The following is a 25,561-nucleotide window of genomic DNA, read 5'->3' as shown; positions in this document are numbered from 1 at the left end:
AAACTGGCTATGGAATGCAAGGCCAGTTTTCCGCGACCATGGTTACATGATGACACGAAGAATCACACAACTCCTGATCGGCCTCGCGATGTACGGCATCTCCCTGGCCATGTTTATCCGCGCCGGGCTTGGCCTGGATCCCTGGGACGTCTTCCACCAGGGCCTTTCGGAAAAGACTGGCTTCAGCATTGGTGTTGTGGTGATCGCGGTCAGCTTCCTCGTCCTCCTCCTCTGGATTCCACTGCGGCAAATGCCGGGGATCGGAACGCTGGCGAACGCAGTGCTGGTGGGTGTCTTCGCTGATCTGGGTCTGTGGCTCATCCCGGAGTTCTCACATCTGGGCGGGCAAATTGCCATGCTGGCCGGCGCCGTGATCCTCAACGGAATCGCCTCGGCTTGCTACATCGGAGCCCGCCTCGGCCCGGGAGCCCGCGATGGCCTGATGACGGGACTGGTTCGCCGAACAGGGTGGTCGGTACGCCTGGTCCGGACGGGAATTGAGGTAGTAGTCCTCGCCGTTGGCTTCCTCCTGGGTGGCTCCGTTGGTGTGGGTACGGTGGTTTACGCGCTGGCAATCGGCCCGATCGTGCAGATTCTCCTGCCGAAGTTCATGGTGCCGGAGCCAGCTAAGACCTTGGAACCGGCCAAGGTCCCGGAAACGGCAAACATCCCGGAAACGGCCAACGCGACCACCCACGCGGAAGCCGTGGAGGCCGCGCCGGCCGCGCCAGCTGCCTGACGAACGGCCAGCAGCTTGGTCGTCTGGAATCCGTCAGTCCTTGATGGCTCCGAGCGAAAGACCCGATTGCCAGTAACGCTGGAGGCTGAGGAAGGCCGCGATCAGTGGAACGATCATCAGTAGTGAGCCGGTAATGACCAAATTCTGGATGAGCTCGCCATTCCCTGCCGTGGAGCCCAGCTTGTTCCACTGGTTGATTCCGATCGTTAGCGGATACCACGCTGGGTCCTTAAGCATGATGAGCGGCAGGAAGTAGTTGTTCCAGATCGAGACGAACGAGAAAAGCAGCACGGTGACTGTTGCGGGCGCAAGCAGGGGAAAGGCGATCTGCAGGAAGATGCGCAGTTCCCCGGCGCCGTCGATCCGCGCTGCCTCGATCAATCCGTTGGGCACGGCCTGATCGGAAAAAACCCACATAAGGTACAGGCCAAAGGGGTTGATGAAGGAAGGGATCAGGACGGCCCACGGCGTGTTGGTTATTCCGAGCTGGGCAAAGAGCAGGAATTGCGGAATGGCAAGTGCTATGCCGGGAACAGAAATGGAACCGAGCACGATGAGAAGGAATACGCGTCTGCCCACGAAGTCGTGCTTCGCGAGCGCATAGCCTCCCAAGGCGGCAAGGAACGTCGACACCAGTGCGCCGGCTACAACGTAAAGAATGGTATTCAGCAGCCAACGCGAAAAGATGCCGTCCTGGAAGGTGAACACCTGGACGATGTTGTCCCACAACGCGAACCGTTCGCCGAAGCCCAGCCCGAATGAGGAAACGAAATCTCCCTGCGACTTGGTGGCATTTATCACGAGCCAAGCCATGGGAATGAGACAGTAAAGCGCGAACAGCCCGGTCACAAGGGTCAGGGACGTGCTCTTCCTCGGGTTGGCCAGCGTGTACAAAGTCTTCTGGCGCCGCAGGGGAGCTTGGGGCGTAGGTGTTGCCCGGTCTGTCACTGGTGCAATGGGGCTACTTGTTGAGGACATTTTTCATTCCCTTGATTTGAACCACGTACGCGATGGCAATGGTGAAGATTGCCATGACCAGGGCAAGTGCCGCGGCGTATCCCTGCTGTGAGCCGGTGAAAGCGAGGCTGTACGCGTACATGTTCGGTGTGTAGTAGGAGGTTATGCCGCTGTTGGACACGAGCGTTGCGAGAATATTTGGTTCGTTGAACAGCTGGAAGGTGCCAATAATCGAGAAAATGATCGTCACGATAAGTGAACTCCGCAGCGCCGGCAGCTTGATGTGCCGGATGATCTGGAACTCGTTTGCTCCATCGATTGCCGCGGCCTCGTAGAGCTCGCGGGGGACTGCCCGGAGAGCAGCATAGAAGATCAGCATGTTGTAGCCGGTGAATCCCCACGTCACCATGACACCAATTGAAACCATCGTTGTTTCGGGAGCGAATGGATTGAAGGATGTGCCTGCAGCCTTGTTGAGGCTTCCTATAAGTCCATACCGGATGCCGAGCATAAATCCCCACATAAGAGTTGAGACGATGGCGGGGATGGCGTAGGGCAGGAACACCACGATGCGGAAGAACCGGGAACCGTGAAGCCGCAGGGAATCGATGGCAAGCGCCAGGGCGATGGCACTGAACAGCATGATGGGGACTTGGATGGCGGTAAAAAGAACGACTCGAATTACGCCGTCATAGAACTGGCTGTCCTGAAAAAGCTTTACGTAATTGTCGAACCAAATGAAGACTCTTCCTCCGATCAGCTTGTTCTGGAACAGGCTGATGTAGGCGGAATAACAGATCGGGACGATGAAGACGAAGAGGAACAGCACACTGAAGGGCGCAATGAAGAGCAGGCCCACTTTGCGGCGTTTAGGCTGTCTGAGGGATTGGCGAACGGGTACGTTGTCTGAAACCTTTATGCGGTTCGTGAGCGTTTGCCTGCTCATGGAGGAGTCCTTCTTTCATGTTTCATCTGCAGTAACGGCCGGTGGGTGCCGCGTGAAGGCTCACGCGGCACCGCACGCCGCTAACGGACAGAGAATCCTTGTTCGTTGCCGTACTCGATGCTGCGCTTCTTCCAGGTCTCCAGGACCTCCGCAAGAGTGCCTTGACGGCTGTCGTACAAGGGGGCGGCAACGTCCTCGTAGCTTGAGCGCGCCCATCCGAAGAACGGCGGATACTGCCAGCCGGTGGCCACGTTCTTGGATGCGTCTGCGAGGACCTGGTTGTATTTCTGGTCTCCGAAGAAGGGGTTTGTTTTGCTCAGGAAAGCCTCACTGTTGAGGTTTGAGAGGTTGGGAACGAACGCTCCTGCGTCGATGCGCGGCTGGAGTCCGTCACCGTGGGTGAAGTACTCAAGGAATGCGTAGGCCGCTTCCTTGTTTTGCGCGGCCGCAGGAATGGCCATGGCGCTTCCGCCGTTTTCCCCGCCGGATTTTTCGCCGGCCTCCCACTGGGGGAGTGGGGCGACCCGGAAGTTTCCAGCTGCGTCGGGTGCGCGCTCAGGGAGGGTGGAGGTGAACCAGCCGCCGATGAGCTGCGTTGCAAGGGTGCCCTCGTTCAGTCCCCGGTTCCAGTCATCGGACCAGTTGGTTACCTTTGTGTTGACGAGGTCTTCATCGAGGAGCTTCTGCCAGAAGGCCACGGCGCGGCTGCTGCCCGCGTCGTTGAAGTCAATGGTCACCTCCGTCCCGTTCACTTTGAATGGGTGGCCGCCACCCTCCCACATCAGGGACATCAGCAGGAAGATGTCGGCAGAATCATTGGTGATGTAGTGGTCCCCGCCGAGTGCCCGGACCTTCTTGGCGGCCTGATAGAACTCGTCCCAGGTTGTGGGAGGTGCAGGGACGCCTGCTTGTGCGAGGACTGATTGGTTGTAGAACATCGCAGCCGGGCCATAGTCAGACGGAAGAGCGTAGGGCTTGCCGTCGATGGTCACGTTGCCCCAGGCGGCATCGACATAATCAGAAGCGAGGTCCTGGGCGCCATACGGCGATAGATCAGTGAGCTTGCCGGGGATAGCGAAGAGGGGGAGCGAAAAGTACTCGAACATTGCAATGTCCGGCACCCCTGATCCGGCCTGCATAGCGTTGTCCAATGCTGTGTACTCATCGGTGGATGAACCGGCATTGACCACATTGACAGTGATGTTCGGATGGAGCTTTTCGAACCCTGTCACGGCTTCCTTGACGGTACCGTCCCAGCTCCAGACGGTGAGGGTGATGGGTTTGTCGGTAGGAACTCCGCTCTTGGCCGAAGCGTTTCCTCCGTCCGAGCAGCCGCTTAAGGCTACGGCAGAGGCAATTATCGCCGCTGCCGCAAGAATCTTCTTTGGCATTTACATACTCCTTCGTATCGATGATTTTTGCCCGGGAGCTCCGCCATGGGCCAGGGTGAAACGCGATGGGTACAACGTTGTACCTTAGATGCAAAAGCATCCTTGGCACGTGTAGTTCGTGTGGCGTTCCACCGGCTCGGAGCAGTTCAGGGCTCAGTGCTCATGTGTCTTGCGGGTCGCGCAGAGGAGGTGAGCGTCTGTAGGTACAACGTTGAACCTCATGGTAGGTGGATGCTTGCGAGAGCGTCAAGGAAAATCCGGAAGATTGCGTGAAGCTATGATCTAGGCATTGCCCTCGCAGGAGATGCTGCAGGGTAGGAAGGGCATTGAATGAACGCGAATCCGACTATTCATGATGTGGCCCGGGCAGCCGGAGTCTCGATCAAGACAGTATCGAATGTCCTCAACGACAACCCAAAGGTCGGCCCGGCCACCAGGCTTAGAGTGCGGCAAATTGTGGATGAGATGGGCTACCGGCCCAATCTTTCGGCACGCGGACTGCGTTCGGGAAAGACCGGAGTTATTGGCCTCGCGGTTCCCTCCCTTCGTGAGACCTACTTCGCCGAGTTGGCGGATTCTGTCATTCGTGCTGCTGCCAAGCGACGGCTGCGTGTTCTCATAGAGCAAACCAACGGGGATCGTGAGCTGGAGATTTCGATCCTCTCCGGCGGACAGATGCGTTTCACCGACGGATTGCTTTTTAGTCCCGCGGCAATCGGACAGCAGGACGTGGATGTCCTCACCACGGGCGATCCACTCGTCCTCCTCGGCGAACGTATTTTCGGAGGGCCGACCGACCACGTAACAATGCACAATACGTCGTCCGCCCGGGCTGCGGTGGAACACTTATTGGACATCGGGCGAACCAGAATCGCGCTCATCGGGGCTCCAGAGGCCATAGCCGATGACGCGAGTTCGGCGAGTCTGCGCGAGCGGGGCTACCGTCAAGCTTTGGAATCTGCAGGCATCCAGTATGACCCCCAACTCGTAGTGAGAGGTGGGACCTGGGTCCGGGAAACGGGCGTGGCCGCCATACGGCGTCTGATTGCCGACGGCACCGGATTCGACGCGATATTCGCCCTCAACGACACCCTTGCGCTCGGTGCCCTCCGCGCTCTTGCCCAGGCGGGCCTCCACGTACCCGACGATGTTGCCCTGATCGGATTCGATAACCTCGATGAGGGCCGGTTCTCCCTGCCCTCGCTCAGCAGCGTTGACCCTGGCAGGCTTGAGATCGCAGAGACGGCAGTGGATCTCTTGGTGAACCGAATCCAGGAAAGGGATGGGAAATCACCCCCCAAGACGGTCAAAGCAGACTTCAAAATCGTTAAACGGGAATCAACAGGATTTAGGGGCGACGACAACCTCGTGGGCGGTGGGTAGCAACACGCCTACGGAAGTCGTTGGCATCTGGGACAGAAGTAGATGTCCCGCTCTTCGGTTCCATCCGGCGCTGCGAGGACGTCGCGACGAACAGGTGTTCCGCAGCGCCTGCATGGCTGCCGGGCCCGGCCATAAACCCAGTAGCCGGGCCTCATCGCCCGGGGGCCCAAGGTGGTCCGCAGGCCTGGACCCAGGTTCTCGCCCAGGAGCCGCTTGGCATCGTTGACTGTCTTGGCGAGGTCCGGCACTGAGCCCACAGGCAACGCAGGGTGGATTCCGGAAAGGAAGCACGCTTCGCAGCGATATATGTTGCCGATCCCGGCCAGCTTCCGCTGATCGAGCAGGGCGTAGCCGATGGGGACGTCGGGTTCAGCCTGGAGCCGGCGGAGGGCTTCTTCTTCGTCCCAGTCAGGGCCGAGCAGATCAGGCCCCAGATGCCCGACGATCCGATCCTCCTCGCTGGTTGGGACCACCTCAAGAATGCCCAACGAGAACCCGACCGCGTCAACGGAAGCCGTTCGTAGTATGCATCGTGCAGTGTGCCCCGGTTTGGTCCAGCGACCTCCAGGCGGGTAGACCATCCAACTGCCTTCCATCTTGAGATGGGAATGGATGGTCAGCTCACGCGGTTTCCTGCTCGCTCCGGGCTCCTCGTCCGCAGGTCCCACCACCCGCATGAGTAGGTGCTTGCCCCGGGGAACCACCTCGGTCAGTGTCCAACCCGCTAGGTTCAGGGTGGCGAAACGCGGTACCCGGAAGTCTGAAGCTATTATGACCTGCCCGGCCAAGGCCGCGTTGAGGCGCGAAGCTGCGCGCCAAATGGAATCTCCCTCAGGCACGGATCCGCAGACCCTTCGGGGTTGAGTAGGCTCCGGCAGCCGCAAGGGCAGCAGCAATCGGCGTGTCCAGGAGGTCGTGACCGTTGACCTTTTCCATGAAAAGCTTGTCCACTGCTCCGCGTCGCACCACGTCCACCAAAGCTTGGGCAGCCACCGCAAGGACCGCGTCGTCGTGGCTGAAGGTGAGAAGAGTCTTACCGCCGCGCTCAACATAAAGGACCAACGCGCCGTCGACCATCACCACCAGCGCGCCGGCCTTCCGTCCGGGGCGGTGTCCGGAACCGGCGTCGATGGACAGCGCCGGCCACGGCAAGGCGGCGCCGTAAGGGTTGGCCGGGTCCGTGGCTGCAAGTGCCAGTGCCGTGGGCTCTGCCTTGGTAATGCGCGCATCTTCGGTGAAGGAACGGAGCCTGTCCACGGTCGCGGGGACGGCGAATTGGGCCGCTCCCAGGTGCTCGATGAAGTACCCGCGGCGGCAACGCCCGGCTTCCTCGAGCCGGGCCAGAACTTTGTACATGAGCCCGAAACCGCCGATGATGTTCTCGGCCATGACCGAGCCCCGGGTGACGACGCCATAGCGGTCCAGCAGAAGCTCGGCGGTGCCGCGAGCATGGATGGTCGGGTCGAGTTCGGGGGAAGGCAGCGCGGACCAGCGTCCTACGGCCGATGGCGGGGCGGGAGCGGTGCCGGAGACGGAACCATAGCGCCCACCCGTAAGCCCGGGGGAGCCCAGAAGGCCCGTACCGTGGGAGCGCCCCAACCTGCTCATTCTCGGGGCACGCGCGCGAGGTGCTTTGGCAACCTGCCGATGTGCTGTGCGCCCACCGGCGATCATGGCGCGCACGGGAGCAAAGGTGTCACCCGTGACGCGGCCGGCCCACACCAGATCCCAGAGCGCCGAGACCACTGCATCATCGCTCAGCACAGAGTCCATTCCGCCTGCCACTTCAGTGAGCTGGCGGAAGAAGTAACCGCCACCTGCACCCAGGTAGTCAAGGAGCCGCTGTTGGGCGTCGCCGGGCTCGAAATCCGGGGCGGGATTGAGCGTCAGCTCGGCGGAGTCAGCCACATGGAGACTGATCCAACCGTCGTTACCCGGCAAGGCTCCAGCCCCGGACCACAACAACTCACCGGCCGCCATGAGCTCGTCCAACATGGCTGGTTTGTAGTCCGCCACGCGGCTCGCGAGCACCAATGGCTCCCATGCAGAAGCGGGAATGGGAACGCCTGAGAGTTGATCAACCGCCGTGATGATGCCATCGAGTCCGCGCAGTGCCTGGCTTCGGGACTTCCCGGGTGCGGTAACGTTCTGCCATGCTGGCAGGAACCGCCCATAGGCGGCCGTGTCAACGGGCTCAACCTCTGCGCGCAAGGCGGCCAGAGAACGACGCCGGAGCTTCCGCAGGACCTCGGCATCACACCATTCGCTGGACGGCGGCGCGTCCGCGGACATGAGCTCGGAGTCCAGCGGCTCTTGTGGGGTGCTCTCCGTCGCCACGGCATGTGGCCGGAACTCGCCCTCCACGACACGGCCATCGGCAGCGAGCCGCTTCAGTGCGGTATTGACGACGGCGACGCCAAGTCCCAGCCTGGATGCGGCCTCGGCTGCTGTGAATGGTCCGTGCGTGCGCGCATACCGTGAGACGAGGTCGCCCAGGGGATCGTGGACGGGCTCAATGAAGGCGAGCGGCACGCCCATGGGCAGGGGGACACCAATGGCGTCGCGCAGCCGGGCGGCATCTTCCACTGCCGCGAAACGCTCGACGCCGCCGATCGTTACTTTTAGCGCCCGGTTGGCTTTCTGGAGTGCGGCAAGGTGTGAGCCGGCGTCCGGCCCTTCCTCAAGGCGCTCCGCCACTTCCTCAACACTGAGCGGACCAAGCAACCGGAGGAGGTCAGCAACGCCTTCCATTCCCCGCACGCGACGGTCCGGCACCAGCCGCTGCAGCTCGCGTTCCGTGGCATCAATGACTGCGGCGTCAAGAAGCTCGCGCAGTTCCACTCTGCCCAACAGCTCATTGAGCAGCGTGGAATCCAAGGCGAGGGCTGCCGCCCGACGCTCCGCCAAGGGGGAATCGCCCTCGTAAAGGAACTGTGCCACATAGCCAAACAGCAGGGACTTCGCGAAGGGTGATGGCTGCTGGGTGGTGGTCTCCACAATGCGCAGTTCGCGACGTTCGACTGATGCCGCGATGTCCTTCAGGGCGGGCAGATCGTAAACATCCTGCAAGCATTCGCGGACGGTTTCGAGCACGATAGGGAAGGACGGGTACTTTCGGGCGACGTCCAGCAATTGGGCCGAGCGTTGACGCTGCTGCCAAAGGGGTTGGCGCTTGGCTGGGTTTTGACGGGGGAGCAGCAGGGCGCGGGCGGCGCACTCACGGAACCGCGAGGCGAACAACGCACTCCCGCCAACCTCGGCGGTGACGATCTGTTCGAGTTCCTCGGGATCGAACAGGAACAGTTCAGCACCGGGTGGCTCGTCCTCCATCATGGGCACGCGAAGAACGATGCCGTCATCGGCGGCCATGGCTGAACCATCCAAGCCGTACCGCTGCTGAAGGCGTTGTCCAACGGCCAAAGCCCACGGCGCGTGAACAGGCATTCCGAACGGGCTGTGGAGAACAACACGCCAGTCCCCGAGTTCGTCGTGGAAACGTTCCACAACCAATGTTCGATCGCTGGGAACGATGTTTGTGGCCTGCTTCTGTTCTTCCAGATACTGCAGCAGATTGCCGGCCGCGAAGGCATCAAGCCCACTTGCCTGGCAGCGCTCCATGGCTGGTGCGGGGTCGGCCGCGGAAAGCTCGCGGATGAAGGCTCCCAAAGCGCGGCCGAGATCCACCGGACGGCCCAGCGAATCGCCCTTCCAGAAGGGGAGCTTTCCAGGCTGGCCGAAAGCAGGGGAAACCAATACGCGGTCATGGGTGATGTCTTCGATTTTCCAGCTGGTGGCTCCGAGGGCAAAGATATCGCCTACCCGCGACTCGTAAACCATTTCTTCGTCGAGTTCGCCAACGCGGCGCCCACCTTTCGCGGCACGGGCGGAGGCGCTGGGGCCTTCACCATCGGCGTTGGCCGGGGATGAGGATCCTTCAACTTCCGTGCCGATGATGTACACGCCGAAAAGGCCTCTGTCAGGAATGGTGCCGCCCGAGGTGACCGCAAGTCGCTGTGCCCCCGGCCTGCCCTCAATGGTGCCTGCATGCCGGTCCCAGATAATGCGTGGCCGAAGTTCTGCAAATTCGTCGGACGGATACCGTCCGGCCAGCAGATCCAGCGTGGCCTCGAACGCGGACCGGGGCAGGCTGGCAAACGGCGCCGATCGGCGCACGGTGCTGAACCATTCCTCGACGTCGATGCTGCCCAGGGCCGTGGCGGCGACGGTTTGCTGGGCCAGGATGTCCAAGGGATTGGTGGGGATGCTGAGGCGCTCGATTTGGCCGCTCAGCATCCGTTCCACTGTGACGGTGGTGTGAAGGAGGTCGGCCCGGTGCTTGGGGAACAACACGCCCTCGGAGATCTCGCCCACTTGGTGGCCGGCACGCCCTACTCGCTGCAGGCCGCTGGCTACCGAGGGCGGTGACTCCACCTGGATGACAAGGTCCACGGCTCCCATATCGATGCCAAGTTCCAATGACGATGTGGCAACGACGCAGCGCAGCCTGCCCGACTTCAGGTCATCCTCGATCATTGCCCTCTGGTCCTTGGAAACCGAACCGTGGTGGGCGCGTGCCAAGACAGGATCTGCTCCGCTGGTGCTGCCGGCCTGGGCCATCATATGCGCCGGTGTCGCAGTGGACACGGGAGCTGCCCCCGCGGACTCGGTGGCCAGCCCGGTGCCCCAGCTTCCCGAATCCTCTGCCTTGCCGGCAGCACCCCACTCACCGCCGGCCGCGGCCAACATTTGCCGCTCGGCATGGATCTCGTTCAATCTGGCGGTCAGCCGCTCGGCCAGGCGGCGTGAGTTGGCGAAGACTATGGTGGACTGCTTGGAAAGGACAAGATCGACAATCTGTTCCTCAACATGGGGCCAGATGGATGCTTGCGGCTGAAGCCCGGAGGCCGGGCCGGAGTCAAACGCGCCCGCAGCCCCTTGGAGGTCCGACATGTCCTCCACAGGCACAGTGACTGTGAGGTTCCAGTTCTTCTTGGACGGCGGAGCCACAATTTCCACAGGTGCCTGGCCGGCCAGGAACTGGGCCACAAGCTCACGCGGCTGCACCGTAGCAGAGAGGCCGATCCGCTGGGCAGGCTTCGGTAGAAGGGCATCCAGCCTTTCCAAGGACACCGCAAGATGGGCGCCCCGCTTGGTTCCAGCTACAGCATGCACTTCGTCGATGATGACGGTGTCTACTTCGCTCAATGTTTCCCGGGCGCGGGACGTCAGCATCAAGAAAAGGGACTCCGGCGTAGTGATCAGGATGTCCGGTGGGTTCGATAACAGCGAGCGGCGATCTGCCGCCGTCGTATCTCCGGAGCGGACTCCGACTGTCACAAGAGGTGCCGGCAGTCCCAATCGTTTGGCGGTTTGCGTTATCCCGATGAGCGGTGAGCGAAGGTTCCGCTCCACGTCCACGCCCAGTGCTTTGAGTGGCGAAATGTAAAGGACCCGGGTCTTTGTTTTAGGACGTTTGGCGCGACCCTTCCCGTCGGCAACGGATTCCAACCCCGGCAACGTGTCCGAGGGCGTGGAATGCAATCTGTCCAAGGCCCAAAGGAAGGCGGCAAGAGTCTTGCCGGAACCAGTGGGGGCCACCACCAGGGCATGCGAGCCCGAAGAGATAGCGTTCCATGCGCCATCCTGGGCGGGGGTGGGCGCGGAAAAAGCGCCAAGGAACCATTCCCTGGTTGCCTGGCTGAAACGGCCGATGGCGCCCGTGGACGCCTGCTGCTCCTGCATTCCTCCATCATGCCCCACGGCTCAGACAGAATAAGCCCGAGCCGTGGGTTGATGGTCAGACGGCCTGGAAGACAGTGATGGTCAGTAGTTTGATGCCGGTGTTGCTGCAGGCATCGTGCTGCTCGGCAACGAACAGTGACGCGGTGTCATTTGGCGGGTAGATGCGGTAACCGGCAGCAGGCACCTTGGTGCAGTCGCCGTAGTTTCCAGCCTGGGTGTAGCGCAGTTCAGCCCACGCCGATTTGCCCGGGGCAAGCTCAATCTTGGTGACCGGCGTGGTGGTTTCGCGGGTAGCAGGCTCGCCGATAGGGGCGCCGTTGGCGTCGGCCGTCAAAGAAACGCCTGCGAAACCCTCCAGGGTACAAGGTGTGGTTCCGGAGTTCGTCAGGATCAGTTTTTCGTAGATGCTTCCGGCAGCGCCGCCGCCAGTGGAATCAGTGGCGGCAGTCAGGGAATCGGCCTTGCATTGACCTTCGGCGGCGGGTGCTGCGGAGCTGACCGTTCCCGACGGCGAAGGCGAGTTGCTCGCGCTGGGGGAAGCCGACGTCGGAGATGCCGAAGATGAGGTGGGCGGGGCACTGCTGCTTCCCGCGGGGCTTGGGCTTGGCCCGCAAGCAGCAAGGAGCAGCAGCGAGGCTGCCGCCGTCGTCGTCACAAGTCCGGTTTTGATGCGCTGAGTCCACATGGGCACCAGCCTTGCGCCGGGTGTGACGCGAGTCAATTGAGCCACGGCAAGGAAAGAGGATTGGCGTCCGGATCGTGATCTTTCCGGACGCCAATCCGCTAAAGGTTCGCCCTGTTACTTTGCGTCGACCTTGGCCGCTGCTGTCTTCGCTGACCGGCCGCGGAAGAACGCGGCGCCGCCCAGGCCCAAACCAGCGATACCGGCAACAAGGCCCGCCCAGCTGCGTGCCTGTGATCCGTCGTCGGTCACCGATGACGCCTGCTCTGTTGACACCGTGCCTGCTGCGTGGTGGTCACCTTCGGCTTCGGCCGGTGTGATGGTTACGGACGGGGCCGGGGCCTTGAGTTCGTGCTCGTCCTGTCCCTCCTTCGGGATCTCCGACCAGTCAGTCTGGCCCTGCTCGCAGGTCTGCAGAGTGGGGAAGTAAAGCGTCTTGCCGGCGGCGTCGGGCAGCTTGACCGAGAGAACCAAAGCATCACGAAGATGCGGGTCCAGCGGAGCCTTGGCTGTGTACACGATCTGGCTGGTCCGCTTGGTGATGGTGGTGCCATTGTCCAGCTTCTTCGGCTCAGCCAACGTCTCCGTAACTTTCTCGACGGTCCAGTTTGGGTTGACCGTGGGCTGGGCATCGGTCAATTGCTCGGGCAACGAGATAGCGACTTTTGTTGTGCCGAACGTGTCGCAGCCGTGGGGGATACCGAACGTCAACAGGGCGTACGAGTTTGCGGCAGTCTTGTTCGGATCGGCCGATACGTGTGCGGATGCTCCGGCCAGGCCGGCCATCATCAAGGCGGCGGTTCCGCCGGCGGCAGCGGTCGCGGACAGGGTACGGCGGAGGGTGGACTTCTTCATGGGATTGCCTTTCAAGGGCGCCGGAGTTGGCGCCGGGTACGGGTTTATGGCCCGTCACCAAAGGCGTCTGCTTGGTGCGTTGCGCTGGTGCCGGGCGGAATCAGGGAAGAACGACGGCGGCGGGCGGGCCGCGGCGGCTGTCTTGCCTCAGGTTCCGCCAGGGGCGGGGCAGGAAAACGTCAGGTGCGCCGACGGCGATAGGGGAGGCGCCGGCGTCGGGCCTGAACAGCAGCGTGGGCAGCGCAACCAATGGACGCAGCCACGCCGCCAGCTGCCACAGTGCGTCCTCGCCCTTGGCCAGGATCACGGCAGAGCCGATCGTGGCCAGGATGTGGCCAGCCAACATCACGGCGCCCAGAGTTGAGTCCAGCTCATGGAGGTGGGGCGCCGCTGTGTAGAGCAAAGGATTCAGGGGCTCGGCCGCGGCGTGGTGCGCATTTCCTTGGGCTGTTGCCGTAACTGGACTCAAAGCTGTGAAGGCTTCGTGGAGTACGAACTGGCTGGTTCCAAGCAAGGCTGTCATGGAGGCGACGTTGAGTTTGAAGCGCGTGGCCAGCGTCGCGGCCAATGCCGTCAAGGCGACAAGTGCCAACAGGACCGGGACAACGGGAAGTTCGCCGCCGCCGATCACATGGGCTCCGGCAGCAAGAAACACGATAACGAGCGAGATCGCGCCGGACCGCAAGGCATGGAAGGGTGCCCGGGGCTGCGATAAGCGCACGGAGTCCTCCCTGAATTGCCTGCCTGGATGCTGCTGTTGTCAGCGTCCTGATTCTATCGGGAGTTCGGAGCTGGACTGGCCTCGGATGGGTGCCTATGTGGATACTTTGACGCTTTGTGGCGATGCCGGCGCCTTAGGTGCGGACAAAGGTTGGTCCGGGTGGCTCCGGGATACGGCTGAGGTCCGCACCAGGACGACGACGGCGGAGCTCAAGTTTCAGGCTTTCCTCGCCACGCGCCATGGCCCAGTGGTGGTTGGCCGAGAATGCAGGCTTCAGGAGCCAGCTCAGCCTGCGCAGGAGTGGCTTGGCGGCGCTGACCCGCCAGTCGTAGGTGATGACGACTTCAGGGCCGTCGGTTTCGAAAGTCCAGCGGCCAGTGCCGTTGAGGTCTCCCTCGGCTTTGAGTGCAAAGCCGTGCAGGGTAACGGGTTCGGTAACTGTGAGCCGCCAACGCAAGGTGTAAGGAAGCCAGCCCTTGGTGTGGAGGTCGAAGGATTTACCGGTGCCATCCGGGTTGCCCTCGTTTACCGGGGTGACTTGGAGATAGACGGCAGGCCACCACTGCTTGAGGGTACCGGCGTTGCCGAGGACATCCACCACTTCCTCGCGTGTTCCGGGCACACGCCACACGGTGACGAACTCGTAGTCGGTGCTTTTGCTCGTCTTATTGGTCAACCCGGCCATTGCTGCCTCCGCAGTGGGTGTGGCTCCGAGGGTGTCTTGTGGCATCCGTGATTAATGTACTGCTGACACGGCGGCTGTTCCTACGAAAAGTCGCTGCTGGGCGGACCTGTATGGGTAGGACTCCGGCGGGAAATAGCTGGACTGAAGTTCAGGTCATGGCAAGCACTAACATCAGTAAGATACTTAGTATCAAGCAAATTAGCTCTTGACCTTTAAGCACTAAGAAGATAAAAATGACGAAGTGCCAATAATCTTCACCACGTTCGGCACCTCGCCAGCCCCGCACTTGGGCCACGTTTGACGGCGAATTTGCATCTGTTGTCGGTAATTGAGAAGTCGCATGAGGGAGCCTCCAATGACGGAGGCCTATCTCTCGCTGTGGTTTGTCCAGCCGCCGATAACCGGTGGATGCCCCAGCTTCGAAACTGGATTCGAAGCCCTCCCTACCTTAAGGATGTCCAATGGACACGACGAGCGAATTCAAGAAACAGGAAGAGGCAAAGCCGAAATGGTGGGTTCTGTTTCTTACATGCGCGGCTGTAGTGCTCGATGGCTATGACACGGTCGCGCTAGGTGTGTCCATACCTACGATTGCCAAGGACTGGGGGGTTCAGCCCTCGTTCTTCACGCCTGCCCTCTCGCTGACCAGCGCCGGAGTGGCTCTGGGATATCTCGCCGTGGGACGCCTCGTGGCCAGGCTGGGCACCAGGAACGTCATCCTTTCTGCGGTTGTGGTCTTCACTGTTGGTTCGCTGCTGACAGCGTGGTCGACTTCGATTGTGGAACTCACGATTCTGCGGTTCATAACGGGTCTGGGATTGGGTGCCGTTCTTCCAGCCGCTGTATCGCATGCAACCGCAGTCAATCCCGCACGCTTGCGTCAATCCATTGCAGTGGTCGTGATGACGGGCATCTCCTTCGGGGCACTCATTGCGGGTCTCACCGGCAGTGGCATTGTGGGCGCATTTGGGTGGGAATGGGTGTTCATTTTGGGTGCTATCGCCTCTGGCGTTCTCCTGCCATTCCTGTGGTTCGGGTTGTCAGGCAGCCAAGCGTCAGACCCGCTCCACGAAGCGCCCGAGGCCAAGCACCATGCGTCGGTTGCCCGCCTGTTCGATGCCTCTGTTCGAAGCAGGACGCTGCTCCTGTGGGCCTTTTCCTTCCTCATATTCGCCGTGTTCTACGTGTTCTCGTCGTGGTTGCCGACCCTGCTCACCAGTTACGGCTTCAGTGCCGGGCTAGCACCCTTGGGGTCAGCAGCTCTGGGCATCGGAAGCATCGTGGGTGCTGGCGTGCTGATTGTCGGATCGCGTCGATTCCGCATGACGTCCGTGCTGGCTGGAACCTCGGCCGTCGCCATTACGTTCCTTGTTGTTTCTGCGTTTCTCGGCCCCGACAAAACTCTGCTGCTGCTGGTCTTCGGTGGAGTCGGCCTGGGACTCCAGGCCGGAATGATCGGCGCTACGGCGCTGGCGGTCACACTGTATCCGCAAGCAACCGTGACGGCCGGCGTCGGATGGGCTGCTTCGCTGGGCCGACTCGGATCCGTGGTTGGGCCGATCTTCGGCGGGGTCCTCATTGGATTCGGCGTGGATACCAGCTTCATTGTTCTTTCAGTCTGTGTCCCTGTGATCATTGCTCTTGCCTTGGTGTTGGTTGTAGGGCGTATCACCGCATCAAGAGCCTCTACTCCGACACCAGCACACCAGGAGAAATCGTCCCTGGCTTCGCCCCGTACGTAGAGCACGCTGTCCCTTATGGCCAGCCGCCGTCTATCCGCCTTCAGACAGAGCCGATGACACCGATCTGCATCATGTTTGGGGGAGTGCGGCCACGTTATTAGTAGTCGGTGCTTTTGCTGGTTCGTTGTGCTGAATCGTACCGAGAGATTGGTCTCCCCGCCTTAGCTTTCCGGGAGCGCCCCGATCTCGCTCGTGGTGACTACCAGAGCGACTCGCGGTGGCGGATTAAGAATGCCGATGCCGTTGTTGCCGACACTAGGCTTGACGATTGTGTACATAGGTCATTTCGCCGCAGCTGCGGTCATTCTCGCAGTTGCGCCTGAAACGCCCGCCTTACCCATCGCCGTGGCAGTCGCGTGGCCAGACATTGTTTGGCCTGGATTGGTTTTCGCTGGCAAAGAGTCGGTTAAAGTGGACCGCAATAATCCGCTGCAATCCCGCGTCAAATTCACCTCCTACCCGTACTCACATTCGCTGGTCCTCGGTGGTGCGCTCAGTATTGTGCCCGCACTGCTGGCCGGGCTGATTTATCAGAGTGTCCTTGTAGGTGTTCTTTTTTGGGTCGGCGTCCTGTCTCACTGGCTTCTGGATGCGGTGGTCCACCTCCGGGACCTTCCAGTACTTGGCTGGGGACGGAATGATCGCCGCGTCGGCTTTGGCCTGTGGGCCCGGCCCCGACTGGCGTTCGTGCTGGAGTATGTGTTCTTTGCCGCGAGCGTTCTTTTGGTGGCCCCACCTTCGATGTTTGTAGGGCTGCTTGGCGGAGGGTTGCTGCTTCATTTGTTCAATATCAACTCGTTCTTCGGCTTTACCAAGAAGAACCCAGTGGGCACGCCCAAACGCTTCGCTTTGCTGGCACTGGTTGGCTACGTCATCGCGATCATCTGGTTCACGATGTCATGGCAGTAGCAGTTGCCTCGCGCGGAAAGAGTTCCGTTCAAGCTGATGTGGGACTGCATCGAGGATTAGTCTTCTGGAATGGAATCCTGGCACTGTAACCGGCTAAGCGTGAGCCAGGCCGAACTTGTAGAAAGCTGGTTGCCAGGTGTTCGTCTCCTCAAGGATCTCTCCTGGAATCTCGTAGATACCGCAGTCCTTGAAGTAGCGAACAGGCACCATAAGTACTTCGTACCGGCCCGAAGTGGGGGAGGTCACATCGCTCTTGGTGCTGGCTCCCGGCATGCGACCGGCCCTCGGGTCCAAGAAGCCGTTTCCGGAAGTCGGCCAGCTCTTCGCGGTACCTATCCTGGATTTGTACACTCAATGCATAAATATCCACCCGGACAACTTGCCCGGAGCAACGCCCCGTGGGTGAACGTGGCACGGTTCATGTCATTCGGATGTGATTTTGGAGCTTCAGGCTAAAGGTAGGGTAAGCCACATGCGCACTCATCTGCTTGCCCGGCTAGGACTCGCGGCGGTCCTCACACTCTCTTTCGCGGCCGTCGATCAGGGTGTCGACAGTGCATTGGCAGCCCCTGAGGCGACGACCATATATGCAGTTGACGGCAGGCCCTCTGCCGTCGCCTATGACCCGGCGGCGCGAACGGTCTACGCTGCCGATCGGAACGGAAATACTGTCTCCGTTCTGAAGGATGGCGTGCTGACGGCGAAAGTTGTCGTCGGCAACTACCCAACCGGAGTCGCTTTGGACCCGGTTTCGCATGCCGTCTACGTGGTCAATTCCGCAAGTAATTCGGTGTCGGTCATCAGTGGAACGGTGGTGACGGCTACTATCCCGGTGGGTAACGAGCCGTGGGGGATCGCTGTGGATCCGAGTACCCGGAAGGTCTATGTCGGCAGCTCAGGAACTGGCACGGTCTCGGTCATCGAGGGCAACGCAGTTACCGGCTCCATCGCAGTCGGCGGCGGGTTTCTCAGAGGTCTTACCGTAGACACGTCATCTCATGCCGTTTACGTATCCAATTACAGCACCAACAGCGTTTCAGTCATCGTCGGAAACGCGGTGACGCAGGTCATCCCGGTGGGTAACGGACCGTGGGGGATCGCTGTGGATTCGGCGACCCATGACGTGTACGTGCCGAGCGTCTTCGACGGAAAGGTTACGGTCCTCAACGGCGGAGCCGTGGTGCGAACCATCAAATTCGACACGTACGACGCCTTCCCGCAGGACGTAGCAGTGGACTCAACGACAGGCACGCTGTACGTCACGAACCCCGGCCGCAACACGCTATCCGTCGTCAATGGCACCTCGGTGACACAAATGCTTCCCATCCAGCAGCCCGGCCAGCCGGTTGTGGACCCGGTGACACATACTGTGTACGTCGCCTCTGGCAGCGGCTCAGTGTCGGTCATTCGGGATCCATCCAACCGGGATTTCACCACGGACGGTCGTGCTGATGTGTTGGCCAGGGACACCAACGGAACGCTGTGGCTGTACCCAACCAACGGTACGGGAGGCTGGCTCGTTCCAGGCCCGGTAGGCCAGGGCTGGAACTCCATGACAACCATCATGGCGAGCGGCGACTTCAACACCGATGGACGCGCGGACGTACTGGCCCGTGACAGCAGCGGAGTGTTGTGGCTGTACCCGGGGAATGGAGACCGCGGCTGGCTTCCACGGGTTCAGGTCGGGCAGGGCTGGCAGTCGATGACCGCTCTTGCCGGTCCTGGAGATTTCAACAGCGACGGCTTTCCTGATGTTCTGGCCAGGGACGCTGGTGGTGTTCTGTGGCTGTACCCAGGCAACGGAGCTGGCGGCTGGTTTGCTCGTACACAGGTCGGTCAGGGCTGGAACGCCATGACGACGATTCTTGGTGGCGGAGACTTCACCGGAGATGGGGAAGTCGATGTTGTGGCGCGGGACTTGAACGGCATCTTGTGGATTTACCCCGGGGACGGGACCGGAGGCTGGCAGTCACGGGTCCAGGCTGGCCAGGGCTGGAACATCATGAGCGCCATCATCGGGCCCGGCGACTTCAATGGTGACGGCCGTTCCGACTTGCTGGCACGTGACACTGCCGGGATCCTATGGCTGTATCCCCGAGCCGAGGGCAATAACTGGATATCGCGCGTGCAGGTTGGGCAGGGCTGGAATGTCATGAACGCTCTTGTCTGAGGCCCACTTGTCCGCAGCAGATGCAGACTCACGCATGGAGATTGACGAAGGAGCCAGGCGTTGGCATGACCAGGCCGTCGCCGCGGGGGAGGAGCGAATTCTTGCCCGAACTGTGGACGGTGATCTCTACAGCTACCGCCGGGACGAAATCACCCTTGGCGGGAAATACGCGCCGACAGTGGCGCCTCTGTGGTTCATGACGACATTCGCCCTGCTGTTCGGTTCATTGACAGTTTTCGCCTTCGTGCTTTCAGTCGTATTCGCAGTATCAGATGGTCAATGGGGACGGCTGGCCCTGCCATGTGGCTTTTCCCTCTTCGCCTGGTTCCTCGCCTTTTGGGCGCGTCAGGACTGGGACGCCCGGGCACGGCGAAGGGAACGGGGTGTTCCTGAGCCAAAGACGGGCAAGAGACCGCTCAAGATTGATCTTCAATGGCCACCGCCCCGAACGCGGAAGGCTGGTTGATGCCCTTGCCGGTCGATGGTGCGTTCCCGGCTAATTTGTCCGTCTGCGGGCGCCCCGCGGCCGTGTGACAAATTAGGCCAGCTGCGCCGTGAATGGCCGGCTGCGTGTTGGACCGCTATCGTCGGACGGCTAATGGGCACTTTGAGAGCGTGGAAATCTGCTCGCTCGCATGTTCATTCGGCTACGTCAGCGAAGTACTGCCCGATGTCGTAATTGCCGATCAATCGTGCTAGCCCGACAGGGGTCTGGCCGCTCGTGTTGGCCCAGAGCGGATCGGCTCGGCGTGATCGCAGGAGTTTGATCATTTCTCCGCGGCTCTTCGAGTTGAAGACGGCGACAAAGAGGGGTGTGTTCCCGAAAGCGTTTCCCACGTCAACGGTTGCGCCAGCATCCAGCAACGCGGAGGCTGCCCTCACGGAGTACTCCTGGGCAGCAAAGTGAAGGGGCGTGAAGCCGCTCTTGTCTTGGGCGTCGGGCGAAACGCCTTCAGCCAACAGAGCCAAGACCGCGGGGACGTCATCGTCCAGGGCTGCATAGTGAAGTGCTGTCCGTTCCATCTCATCCATCCTTACAGTCTGGCATCCGGGCCACCGGCGACGTGGAGAAGCAGCACAGGCAATCTCTTGGGAGCCCTGCCGTTAGTTACATAGCCGAGAGGGTCCAGGAAGCCAGACCATCGGCGAAGATGATGCGCATAACGCGCTGCGAGCCGCCGTTGTTATCGGCGCCCGCTTTCGCCGTTCGAGTTTTTTCGGGGCACATCGTGCCCTGCAGTAAGGGGTCAGGACCTCAGCATATTCTCACCGTTATGGTGCCAAAATGACATGCATGAGCATCTCCGACCGACTGCGGGCAGTGGCGCGAAGGTACTGGCTGGTGACGAGTCCATGATCGCCGCACAGCAGCTGGAAGGTGTAATTATCGGGGAGTACCTCCACGACGAACAGACGGACGAACTTCTCTATGCAATACCGAGGCAGTGTCATTTGGCTTCGAGGCCGAAGGTGAAGCAGTTTCGGGTGGCTTCAAATCGTTGCCAGAATTCCTTCGGCCCCCGGACACAGGGAGGGAACTTGTATGAAGACCAGATACAGCAAAGCGACGGAGGATGCATTCTTCTCAAGCTTGGGTCTGTTCCATATCGGCTATTTCCTTCTGGGGACAGGGTTCCTTTTCCTTGCGATAGTCCAACCCAATTTGAACGATCCCGGCACCTATTGGGCCATTGGCCTAGGAGCACTTCTCATGATCGTCGGAGGCGTCCTAATCATAGGAAATGCAGGAAGACGATGGCTGCAAGTACGCCAATCAGCGAAGGAAGACCGCAGGCGCATCCAAGAAGGTCGACCTCGCGAACGAGATAATCCACCAGAAGCAACGCCGGGCAACCAGGCGTAAGGCCGTTTATCCAAGCCGGTGTCGTCCTGCTCGCCCCAATGCTTGGAGGCGATCGGGTGGATGCGCCGTAAGTCGAGAATACGATGGCGGGGCTGAGCTGACATGAGGGAAGACAGATCGAGCAGGGCAACACGGAAAGCCTTCTTTTCGCTCTTCGGACCATTCTCGGTAGCGAATCTTTTATTGTTGGTGATGTTTGTTTGTTGTCCTGCTTGTAGTTAGGCCCAGCAGATATGACCCTGGTAAATATTGGGCGCTAGCGCTCATGGGGAATTCTTGGCATTTCTGCGCTTGTGGTCGTGATTTGGGGCTCATGGGGTCGCCTCATGCGCCTCACCGCGTCCGCCAAGGAGGATCGTAGGCGAATTTCAGCTGGCCTCCCGGTCGATGCAGACGAGAACCAGCCTCCTGAACCGCCACCTGGGAGCGGGCTATAGCCGTTGCATGCTTTTCGGGGGCCGGTCACGGGAGATGGGACAGACCCGAAGCGATGAGGTCTATCGTCGAATCAGGGACTTATGAAGGTCTTTAGGGATAGATTGTTCCCATGCTCATGGGCGCCGTAGCAGTCATGTTTGGTCTGTTCGTCTACGCTATTTCGAATGCCCTGGCGACGTGGGCTGCCAACTGGCATTGGACGCTTCGAGATGAGCAAAAGCCGTCGTATGCTGCCCGGAAACGCCAAACAATAAGAATTGGTGGGGGCTGCTTCACGTCCTTTGGCGGTGCCATCCTGCTGGTGGTGTTGCTCGTCGGTCTCTTGAGCGGACGTTGGCATTGGATCACAATTGCTGCCTGATATAAACGTTCGTCAACCGCAGCATCACAGCGGCACTTTGGATATTTTGGCTCGGGGGCTGGGGTGACACTGTCGTTGGTCTTTATAACTGTTGGATTGACGTGGCTGCTCCTGCGAAAGCGGATTGCACGCCGCCAGTACTTCATCGCTGCCCGGATGCTCGGCTGGGGAGCTGACGATCTGGATGATGACCGGGTGCAGGGCTTCGAAAAGTTCGGAATCTTCTTCTGCTCACTGTTGATCCTTGCAGGCGTCATCATCTTGGTGCTGACACTCGTTCTCCGGCCACCGTGGGGAGGAGCCTAGATGAACCACCAATTTCTCGGCATCGTTGGGGATTCCTTGTTCTTAGCGGAGCCATCTTGTACTTGCTCCGCAACAAGCTTGCGCGCGCTGGAGTCGATGGGTGGGCCCGGCTTCCCGAAAATGCCAGGTTCAAGACCTACGAGCGCCAGCTCGTCTGGTCGAAAATTGCTGCCACAGTAGTGGCCGCAGCGGGGTTGGTTTTCCTCGCACTATTCATGCTTCGGAGCTAGGATTGCTCGGATTCAGTTCCGTCATTGAAAAGGCCCGGGGCGACATTCCGGACGCCCAATGGCGGCCCTTCGCACCCGGAAGGTCTCCCTGCGTGGCGGTTTGCCGGTGAGGGTCCGTGATGAAACACTCTCGCCATGAGTCCTTGGTTCAAACGCCCGGAAGGTCCCTCGCCGCTGACGGAAGCGACGGTCCATTTCGTATGTGCTTCCACCGCGATCAATGCGACCCGGCGGCAGATCTGGGACTTCATCAAACCGCCGGAGAATGCTGCCCTCCTGTCGCCGGGTGTGGTGAGCGGCTTCCGGGCTCCTGACGTGGAGGGGCTCGGCGAGATCCAGGTCTTCATCTCGGTGCGTGCTGGAATTGAACAAGTGTCTGCTTTGGAAATCATGGAAGAAATTCCTCTTCAATTAGCTGTCACCCGCATCTTGGGCGGCACAGATCCAGCAGCGCGCATGCGGTACTTCATACATCCCGGCGACAATGGCGCGATGATCCTCGATATCGGGCAGTACTTCACGATCCCGGCCGAGGACGCCGAAAATCTCGCCAAGTACGAACAGCACTACTGGCTCGGGTGTCAACAGCTTGTTGACCGGGTGAAGGCATTCTTTGAGCAGTCCGCTGCACGTCGCTTCTGACCCTTGGCCGGGTCGGCACATGTCGGATTCCTGTAACGGCCGTCAGCGCTGGTGCCCGTTGGGCCGAAAACAGTTCCCATGGGCCGAAGCGTTCAGCCGATCCTGATCACAGCGGCGGAGTGTTCGTCGTTGGGATATGTGGGGCCTTTGAGGGCCTGAAAATCCCGTGGTGCAAAGAAGCCCGCCGATGGGGGACCGACGGGCTTCCGCATTCGACACTATCGCCAGATGCCCAGGACATCGAATGCAAGTTCCACAGGACCACGCCCTCGTCATGGCGGGGCTTGGTGCGGCAGGCTCGTGGAGGGCTCGGGTAACTTGGTGCCAAGTTGCGGCGCTTCTGGACGTGGGGGATTGGAGGCCTGCTCGGTTGCTGCGGCATAAGAGGTCAGATAAGCTCACAGTGCCCCGCCCCACTGCAGGGAAGGGGTTCTGTTTAGGGGGATTCAGTGCGCCGCTTCAGCATGTCCGTTGTTGCCCTTTTCGCCATATCATTGGCCGGCGTTATTATGGCCGCCCCTGCACGCGCCGACGATTTCCTGTGGCATAACTTGGTCCAGGAATTTTGGGACAACGGTGCTGTCTATTCAGACCTCGTAGCCATTCAGGACGACGGGATGGTCTCCGTCTATGCAGCGAACCCTGAGATTCAGCCTCAGCGGGCAGGGGGTTACGTAGGCGCCGACGTAGATGCCTTGCTTATGCCGGGGGATTGGGATGGTGATGGCTACGCTGACTGGATGTATCGGGCCACCGACGGCGGGCTGCACGTGAGGGCCGGCTGGAGCAGGACTACCCCTGTGGGCCAGATCGGTTGGGGCTGGGACGTCATGACGGCTGTGACCTCCCCGGGTGACTGGAACGGTGACGGAGCCGCAGACGTCCTTGCCAGGGACAGCACGGGTGCCCTGTGGATGTACAAGGGCAACGGTCACGGAGGCTGGCTTCCCGGCCGGACCCAGGTCGGCTGGGGGTGGAACGTCATGACGGCCATTTTCAGCGGACATGATTTCAGCGGCGACGGGCCCTCGGACGTGATCGCCAGGGACACCAACGGGCAGCTGTGGCTCTACCCAGGCAACGGGTACGGCGGATGGCTGGGCCGCATTCAGATCGGGTGGGCGTGGCAGGGCATGGACCTGATCACCGCCCCGGGCGATTACGACAACGACGGGTACGGCGATGTCATCGCCCGGGACAACACTGGCACCATGTGGCTCTACCCCGGAAACGGAAGCGGGGGCTTCACCGGTGCTAGAAGCGTCATGGACATCCCAACTCCGCAGCTTTTCGGGTGACGGCGTTTTCGCTGGCAGCACCCCATCAGCAGCTGGCGAAACATCCTCGACGGCAGGATCCAACCGACGACCAGCGCCGCCAGCAAACGACGGTGTTAGACATTCGCCTTGATCCCGTCGTCAGCGCTTCTTAGGGATTGGATTCACTTCCGCAATTCCCGTGATGCGTCTGCAAGAACAGTCCCGCCCGCGGATGAGCTCCTGAAGGTCCGTCCACGCACGCTTGCGGAACCGGGCGCATGGATGTGGCCTGCAGGCAGCCCGCATCCATGCAAGCCACTCATGGTCCAAGGTTTGTTCCTTTCCATGCGCGACGCCGGGTTGGAAACGCAACAGTGAATATTGCGGCGGCTATGGCAGGCCGAGTACCCTCGCGGCAAGAGCGTGTCGCTGGGGTGCGCTAGGAATTGGGGGGCTACCGTGCGCCGTCTGGTCATGATCCTTTCTGCTGTAGTTGCCATGACGCTTACCCAGCCCGCGATGGCTGCTCCCGCCCGCGCAGATGACTCCTGGCACAACTTCATTCAGCTGTGGTGGGACTGGGGTGTAGTTTATTCCGATCTGGTCACCATCACTGACGAAGGCGGAGTCATTGTCTATGAGGGTAAGCCGGGTTGGGAAGGGCAGGGTCTGGGCCCTGGAAACACTGTCGTTTTGGACGCGGACGCCTTGGTTACGCCGGGGGACTGGGATGGAAACGCCCAAGCCGACTGGATGTTCCGCAGCAGCGACGGCGGCTTGTACTTACGCACCGGCATTGGCGGGGCCGACGCGGAACAAGTCGGTTGGGGCTGGGACGTGATGACAGCAATGGTTTCACCTGGAGATTGGAACGGTGACGGCGCCTCCGACGTTCTGGCCCGCGACGACGCGGGTGCGCTCTGGATGTATAGGGGCGACGGCTCTGGTGGATGGCTGCCCGGGCGCACCCAAGTCGGGTCGGGGTGGAACATCATGGCTTCCATCTTCAGTGGACGTGACTTCAATGCGGACGGGAAGCCGGACGTTCTCGCTGTGGATACGGGTGGTGCGATGTGGCTGTATCCGGGAAACGGAGCTGGCGGGTGGATGAGCCGCGTACAGGTTGGGTGGGGCTGGCAGAAGATGGATCTGATTGCCGCCCCCGGAGATTTTGACTATGACGGACATGCCGACGTCATCGCCCGCGATATCGCGGGTTCCATGTGGCTCTATCCTGGCAACGGGGCAGGCAGCTTTACGTGGACACGGCGGCTCCTGAACATCCCAACACCGGCACTCTTCGGCTGAACTGCGCGCCAGCCCGGTGGCGAGGGTTCTTCGCCCACTCGAACGAGCAGTTATCCTCCTGAGAGGCCGGTCTTCATGCACGCACGCATGAGTCCGTCATTGAGGCTACGCTGCCGGCGGAGGGGCGTAACGGGGCACCATCGGGACACTTGGACGCACCAGGGCGGTCATCCAAACGGCATGCCTCTGTCTAAATTTAGCTCGAAGCGCTGAAAAGCGTCGGGGGCGTCG

At 60.8% G+C, this 25,561-nt stretch carries 23 protein-coding genes; 11 read left to right on the top strand and 12 right to left on the bottom strand.

The features are described 5' to 3' along the window. Window positions 1-46 precede the first annotated feature (46 nt). On the top strand, window positions 47-739 hold the full coding sequence (gene yczE, locus AC6I97_RS20660; RefSeq protein ID WP_224094325.1) for a membrane protein YczE: 693 nt from the start codon (window positions 47-49) through the stop codon (window positions 737-739). A 33-nt stretch (window positions 740-772) separates the two neighbouring features. Here the strand turns inward: yczE and AC6I97_RS20655 are convergent, their stop codons facing one another. The 3 genes from AC6I97_RS20655 to AC6I97_RS20645 all read right to left on the bottom strand — a co-directional run bounded on the left by AC6I97_RS20655 (window position 773) and on the right by AC6I97_RS20645 (window position 4,033). After that, window positions 773-1,717: a carbohydrate ABC transporter permease gene (locus tag AC6I97_RS20655; protein WP_224166437.1), complete on the bottom strand. Its 945-nt coding sequence runs from the start codon at window positions 1,715-1,717 to the stop codon at window positions 773-775. Further along, complete coding sequence (locus AC6I97_RS20650; protein ID WP_224094329.1) at window positions 1,701-2,642, bottom strand: carbohydrate ABC transporter permease; 942 nt, start codon at window positions 2,640-2,642, stop codon at window positions 1,701-1,703. Before AC6I97_RS20650 ends, AC6I97_RS20655 begins: the two co-directional genes overlap by 17 nt. Window positions 2,643-2,722: 80 nt before the next feature. Then, window positions 2,723-4,033, bottom strand: coding sequence for an ABC transporter substrate-binding protein (locus tag AC6I97_RS20645; protein ID WP_497946551.1), 1,311 nt, complete (start codon window positions 4,031-4,033; stop codon window positions 2,723-2,725). 330 nt (window positions 4,034-4,363) lie between these two features. Here AC6I97_RS20645 and AC6I97_RS20640 point away from each other — a divergent pair, with 330 nt between their 5' ends. Next, window positions 4,364-5,416 carry a LacI family DNA-binding transcriptional regulator gene (locus tag AC6I97_RS20640; RefSeq protein ID WP_224094334.1) on the top strand — a complete coding sequence of 351 codons (1,053 nt, stop codon included), beginning with the start codon at window positions 4,364-4,366 and terminating at the stop codon, window positions 5,414-5,416. Window positions 5,417-5,424: 8 nt separating this feature from the next. On the opposite strand, the gene AC6I97_RS20635 is transcribed toward AC6I97_RS20640, so the two are convergent. The 6 genes from AC6I97_RS20635 to AC6I97_RS20610 form a co-directional block, all read right to left on the bottom strand. Next, the gene (locus AC6I97_RS20635; RefSeq protein ID WP_497946546.1) at window positions 5,425-6,255 is read right to left on the bottom strand and encodes a DNA-formamidopyrimidine glycosylase family protein; all 831 of its coding nucleotides are present in this window, start codon (window positions 6,253-6,255) and stop codon (window positions 5,425-5,427) included. Further along, entirely contained in the window at window positions 6,248-11,158 is a 4,911-nt protein-coding gene (locus AC6I97_RS20630; protein ID WP_497946544.1) for an ATP-dependent helicase, read from the bottom strand. The genes AC6I97_RS20635 and AC6I97_RS20630 overlap by 8 nt, the downstream gene beginning before the upstream one ends. Window positions 11,159-11,213: 55 nt before the next feature. Further along, entirely contained in the window at window positions 11,214-11,843 is a 630-nt protein-coding gene (locus AC6I97_RS20625) for a DUF4232 domain-containing protein (RefSeq protein ID WP_497946541.1), read from the bottom strand. A 114-nt stretch (window positions 11,844-11,957) separates the two neighbouring features. Beyond that, window positions 11,958-12,695: a YcnI family copper-binding membrane protein gene (locus AC6I97_RS20620; RefSeq protein WP_497946539.1), complete on the bottom strand. Its 738-nt coding sequence runs from the start codon at window positions 12,693-12,695 to the stop codon at window positions 11,958-11,960. Window positions 12,696-12,795: 100 nt separating this feature from the next. Beyond that, complete coding sequence (locus tag AC6I97_RS20615) at window positions 12,796-13,416, bottom strand: hypothetical protein (protein ID WP_309931199.1); 621 nt, start codon at window positions 13,414-13,416, stop codon at window positions 12,796-12,798. A gap of 133 nt (window positions 13,417-13,549) precedes the next feature. Beyond that, a complete protein-coding gene (locus AC6I97_RS20610) occupies window positions 13,550-14,101 on the bottom strand; it encodes an SRPBCC family protein (protein WP_497947245.1) in 552 nt (183 codons plus the stop codon). 461 nt (window positions 14,102-14,562) lie between these two features. Between AC6I97_RS20610 and AC6I97_RS20605 the strand changes: the two genes are divergently transcribed. Together AC6I97_RS20605 and AC6I97_RS20600 are read left to right on the top strand one after the other, a co-directional pair. After that, window positions 14,563-15,843, top strand: a complete 1,281-nt coding sequence (locus AC6I97_RS20605; protein WP_224094346.1) for an MFS transporter — start codon at window positions 14,563-14,565, stop codon at window positions 15,841-15,843. 261 nt (window positions 15,844-16,104) lie between these two features. Then, window positions 16,105-16,752, top strand: coding sequence for a hypothetical protein (locus AC6I97_RS20600; protein WP_309931203.1), 648 nt, complete (start codon window positions 16,105-16,107; stop codon window positions 16,750-16,752). A gap of 93 nt (window positions 16,753-16,845) precedes the next feature. Here the strand turns inward: AC6I97_RS20600 and AC6I97_RS20595 are convergent, their stop codons facing one another. Next, window positions 16,846-17,025 carry a hypothetical protein gene (locus AC6I97_RS20595; RefSeq protein ID WP_497946535.1) on the bottom strand — a complete coding sequence of 60 codons (180 nt, stop codon included), beginning with the start codon at window positions 17,023-17,025 and terminating at the stop codon, window positions 16,846-16,848. Window positions 17,026-17,224: 199 nt separating this feature from the next. On the opposite strand from AC6I97_RS20595, the gene AC6I97_RS20590 reads away from it, so the two are divergent. Beyond that, on the top strand, window positions 17,225-18,922 hold the full coding sequence (locus AC6I97_RS20590; protein WP_497946533.1) for an FG-GAP-like repeat-containing protein: 1,698 nt from the start codon (window positions 17,225-17,227) through the stop codon (window positions 18,920-18,922). Window positions 18,923-18,956: 34 nt separating this feature from the next. After that, on the top strand, window positions 18,957-19,388 hold the full coding sequence (locus AC6I97_RS20585; RefSeq protein WP_497946530.1) for a hypothetical protein: 432 nt from the start codon (window positions 18,957-18,959) through the stop codon (window positions 19,386-19,388). A gap of 173 nt (window positions 19,389-19,561) precedes the next feature. Here AC6I97_RS20585 and AC6I97_RS20580 read toward each other — a convergent pair whose 3' ends face one another. Next, window positions 19,562-19,954, bottom strand: coding sequence for an ankyrin repeat domain-containing protein (locus AC6I97_RS20580; protein ID WP_497946528.1), 393 nt, complete (start codon window positions 19,952-19,954; stop codon window positions 19,562-19,564). A gap of 240 nt (window positions 19,955-20,194) precedes the next feature. Further along, window positions 20,195-20,374 carry a hypothetical protein gene (locus AC6I97_RS20575; RefSeq protein ID WP_497946526.1) on the bottom strand — a complete coding sequence of 60 codons (180 nt, stop codon included), beginning with the start codon at window positions 20,372-20,374 and terminating at the stop codon, window positions 20,195-20,197. A 965-nt stretch (window positions 20,375-21,339) separates the two neighbouring features. Between AC6I97_RS20575 and AC6I97_RS20570 the strand changes: the two genes are divergently transcribed. The 5 genes from AC6I97_RS20570 (at window position 21,340) to AC6I97_RS20550 (ending at window position 25,330) form a co-directional block, all read left to right on the top strand. Beyond that, the gene (locus AC6I97_RS20570) at window positions 21,340-21,585 is read left to right on the top strand and encodes a hypothetical protein (RefSeq protein ID WP_497946521.1); all 246 of its coding nucleotides are present in this window, start codon (window positions 21,340-21,342) and stop codon (window positions 21,583-21,585) included. Window positions 21,586-21,681: 96 nt separating this feature from the next. Continuing rightward, entirely contained in the window at window positions 21,682-21,891 is a 210-nt protein-coding gene (locus AC6I97_RS20565; protein WP_497946519.1) for a hypothetical protein, read from the top strand. A gap of 365 nt (window positions 21,892-22,256) precedes the next feature. Next, window positions 22,257-22,763, top strand: coding sequence for a hypothetical protein (locus AC6I97_RS20560; RefSeq protein ID WP_497946515.1), 507 nt, complete (start codon window positions 22,257-22,259; stop codon window positions 22,761-22,763). A 449-nt stretch (window positions 22,764-23,212) separates the two neighbouring features. After that, the gene (locus AC6I97_RS20555; RefSeq protein ID WP_309931804.1) at window positions 23,213-24,061 is read left to right on the top strand and encodes an FG-GAP repeat domain-containing protein; all 849 of its coding nucleotides are present in this window, start codon (window positions 23,213-23,215) and stop codon (window positions 24,059-24,061) included. A gap of 435 nt (window positions 24,062-24,496) precedes the next feature. Next, window positions 24,497-25,330: an FG-GAP repeat domain-containing protein gene (locus tag AC6I97_RS20550; protein ID WP_497946509.1), complete on the top strand. Its 834-nt coding sequence runs from the start codon at window positions 24,497-24,499 to the stop codon at window positions 25,328-25,330. The last annotated feature ends 231 nt before the right edge of the window (window positions 25,331-25,561 follow it).

Source organism: Arthrobacter sp. TmtSoilC48 (genome assembly GCF_059739425.1).
Note: the sequence above shows the minus strand (reverse complement) of the source record. Positions and strands in the feature narration are given on the sequence as shown.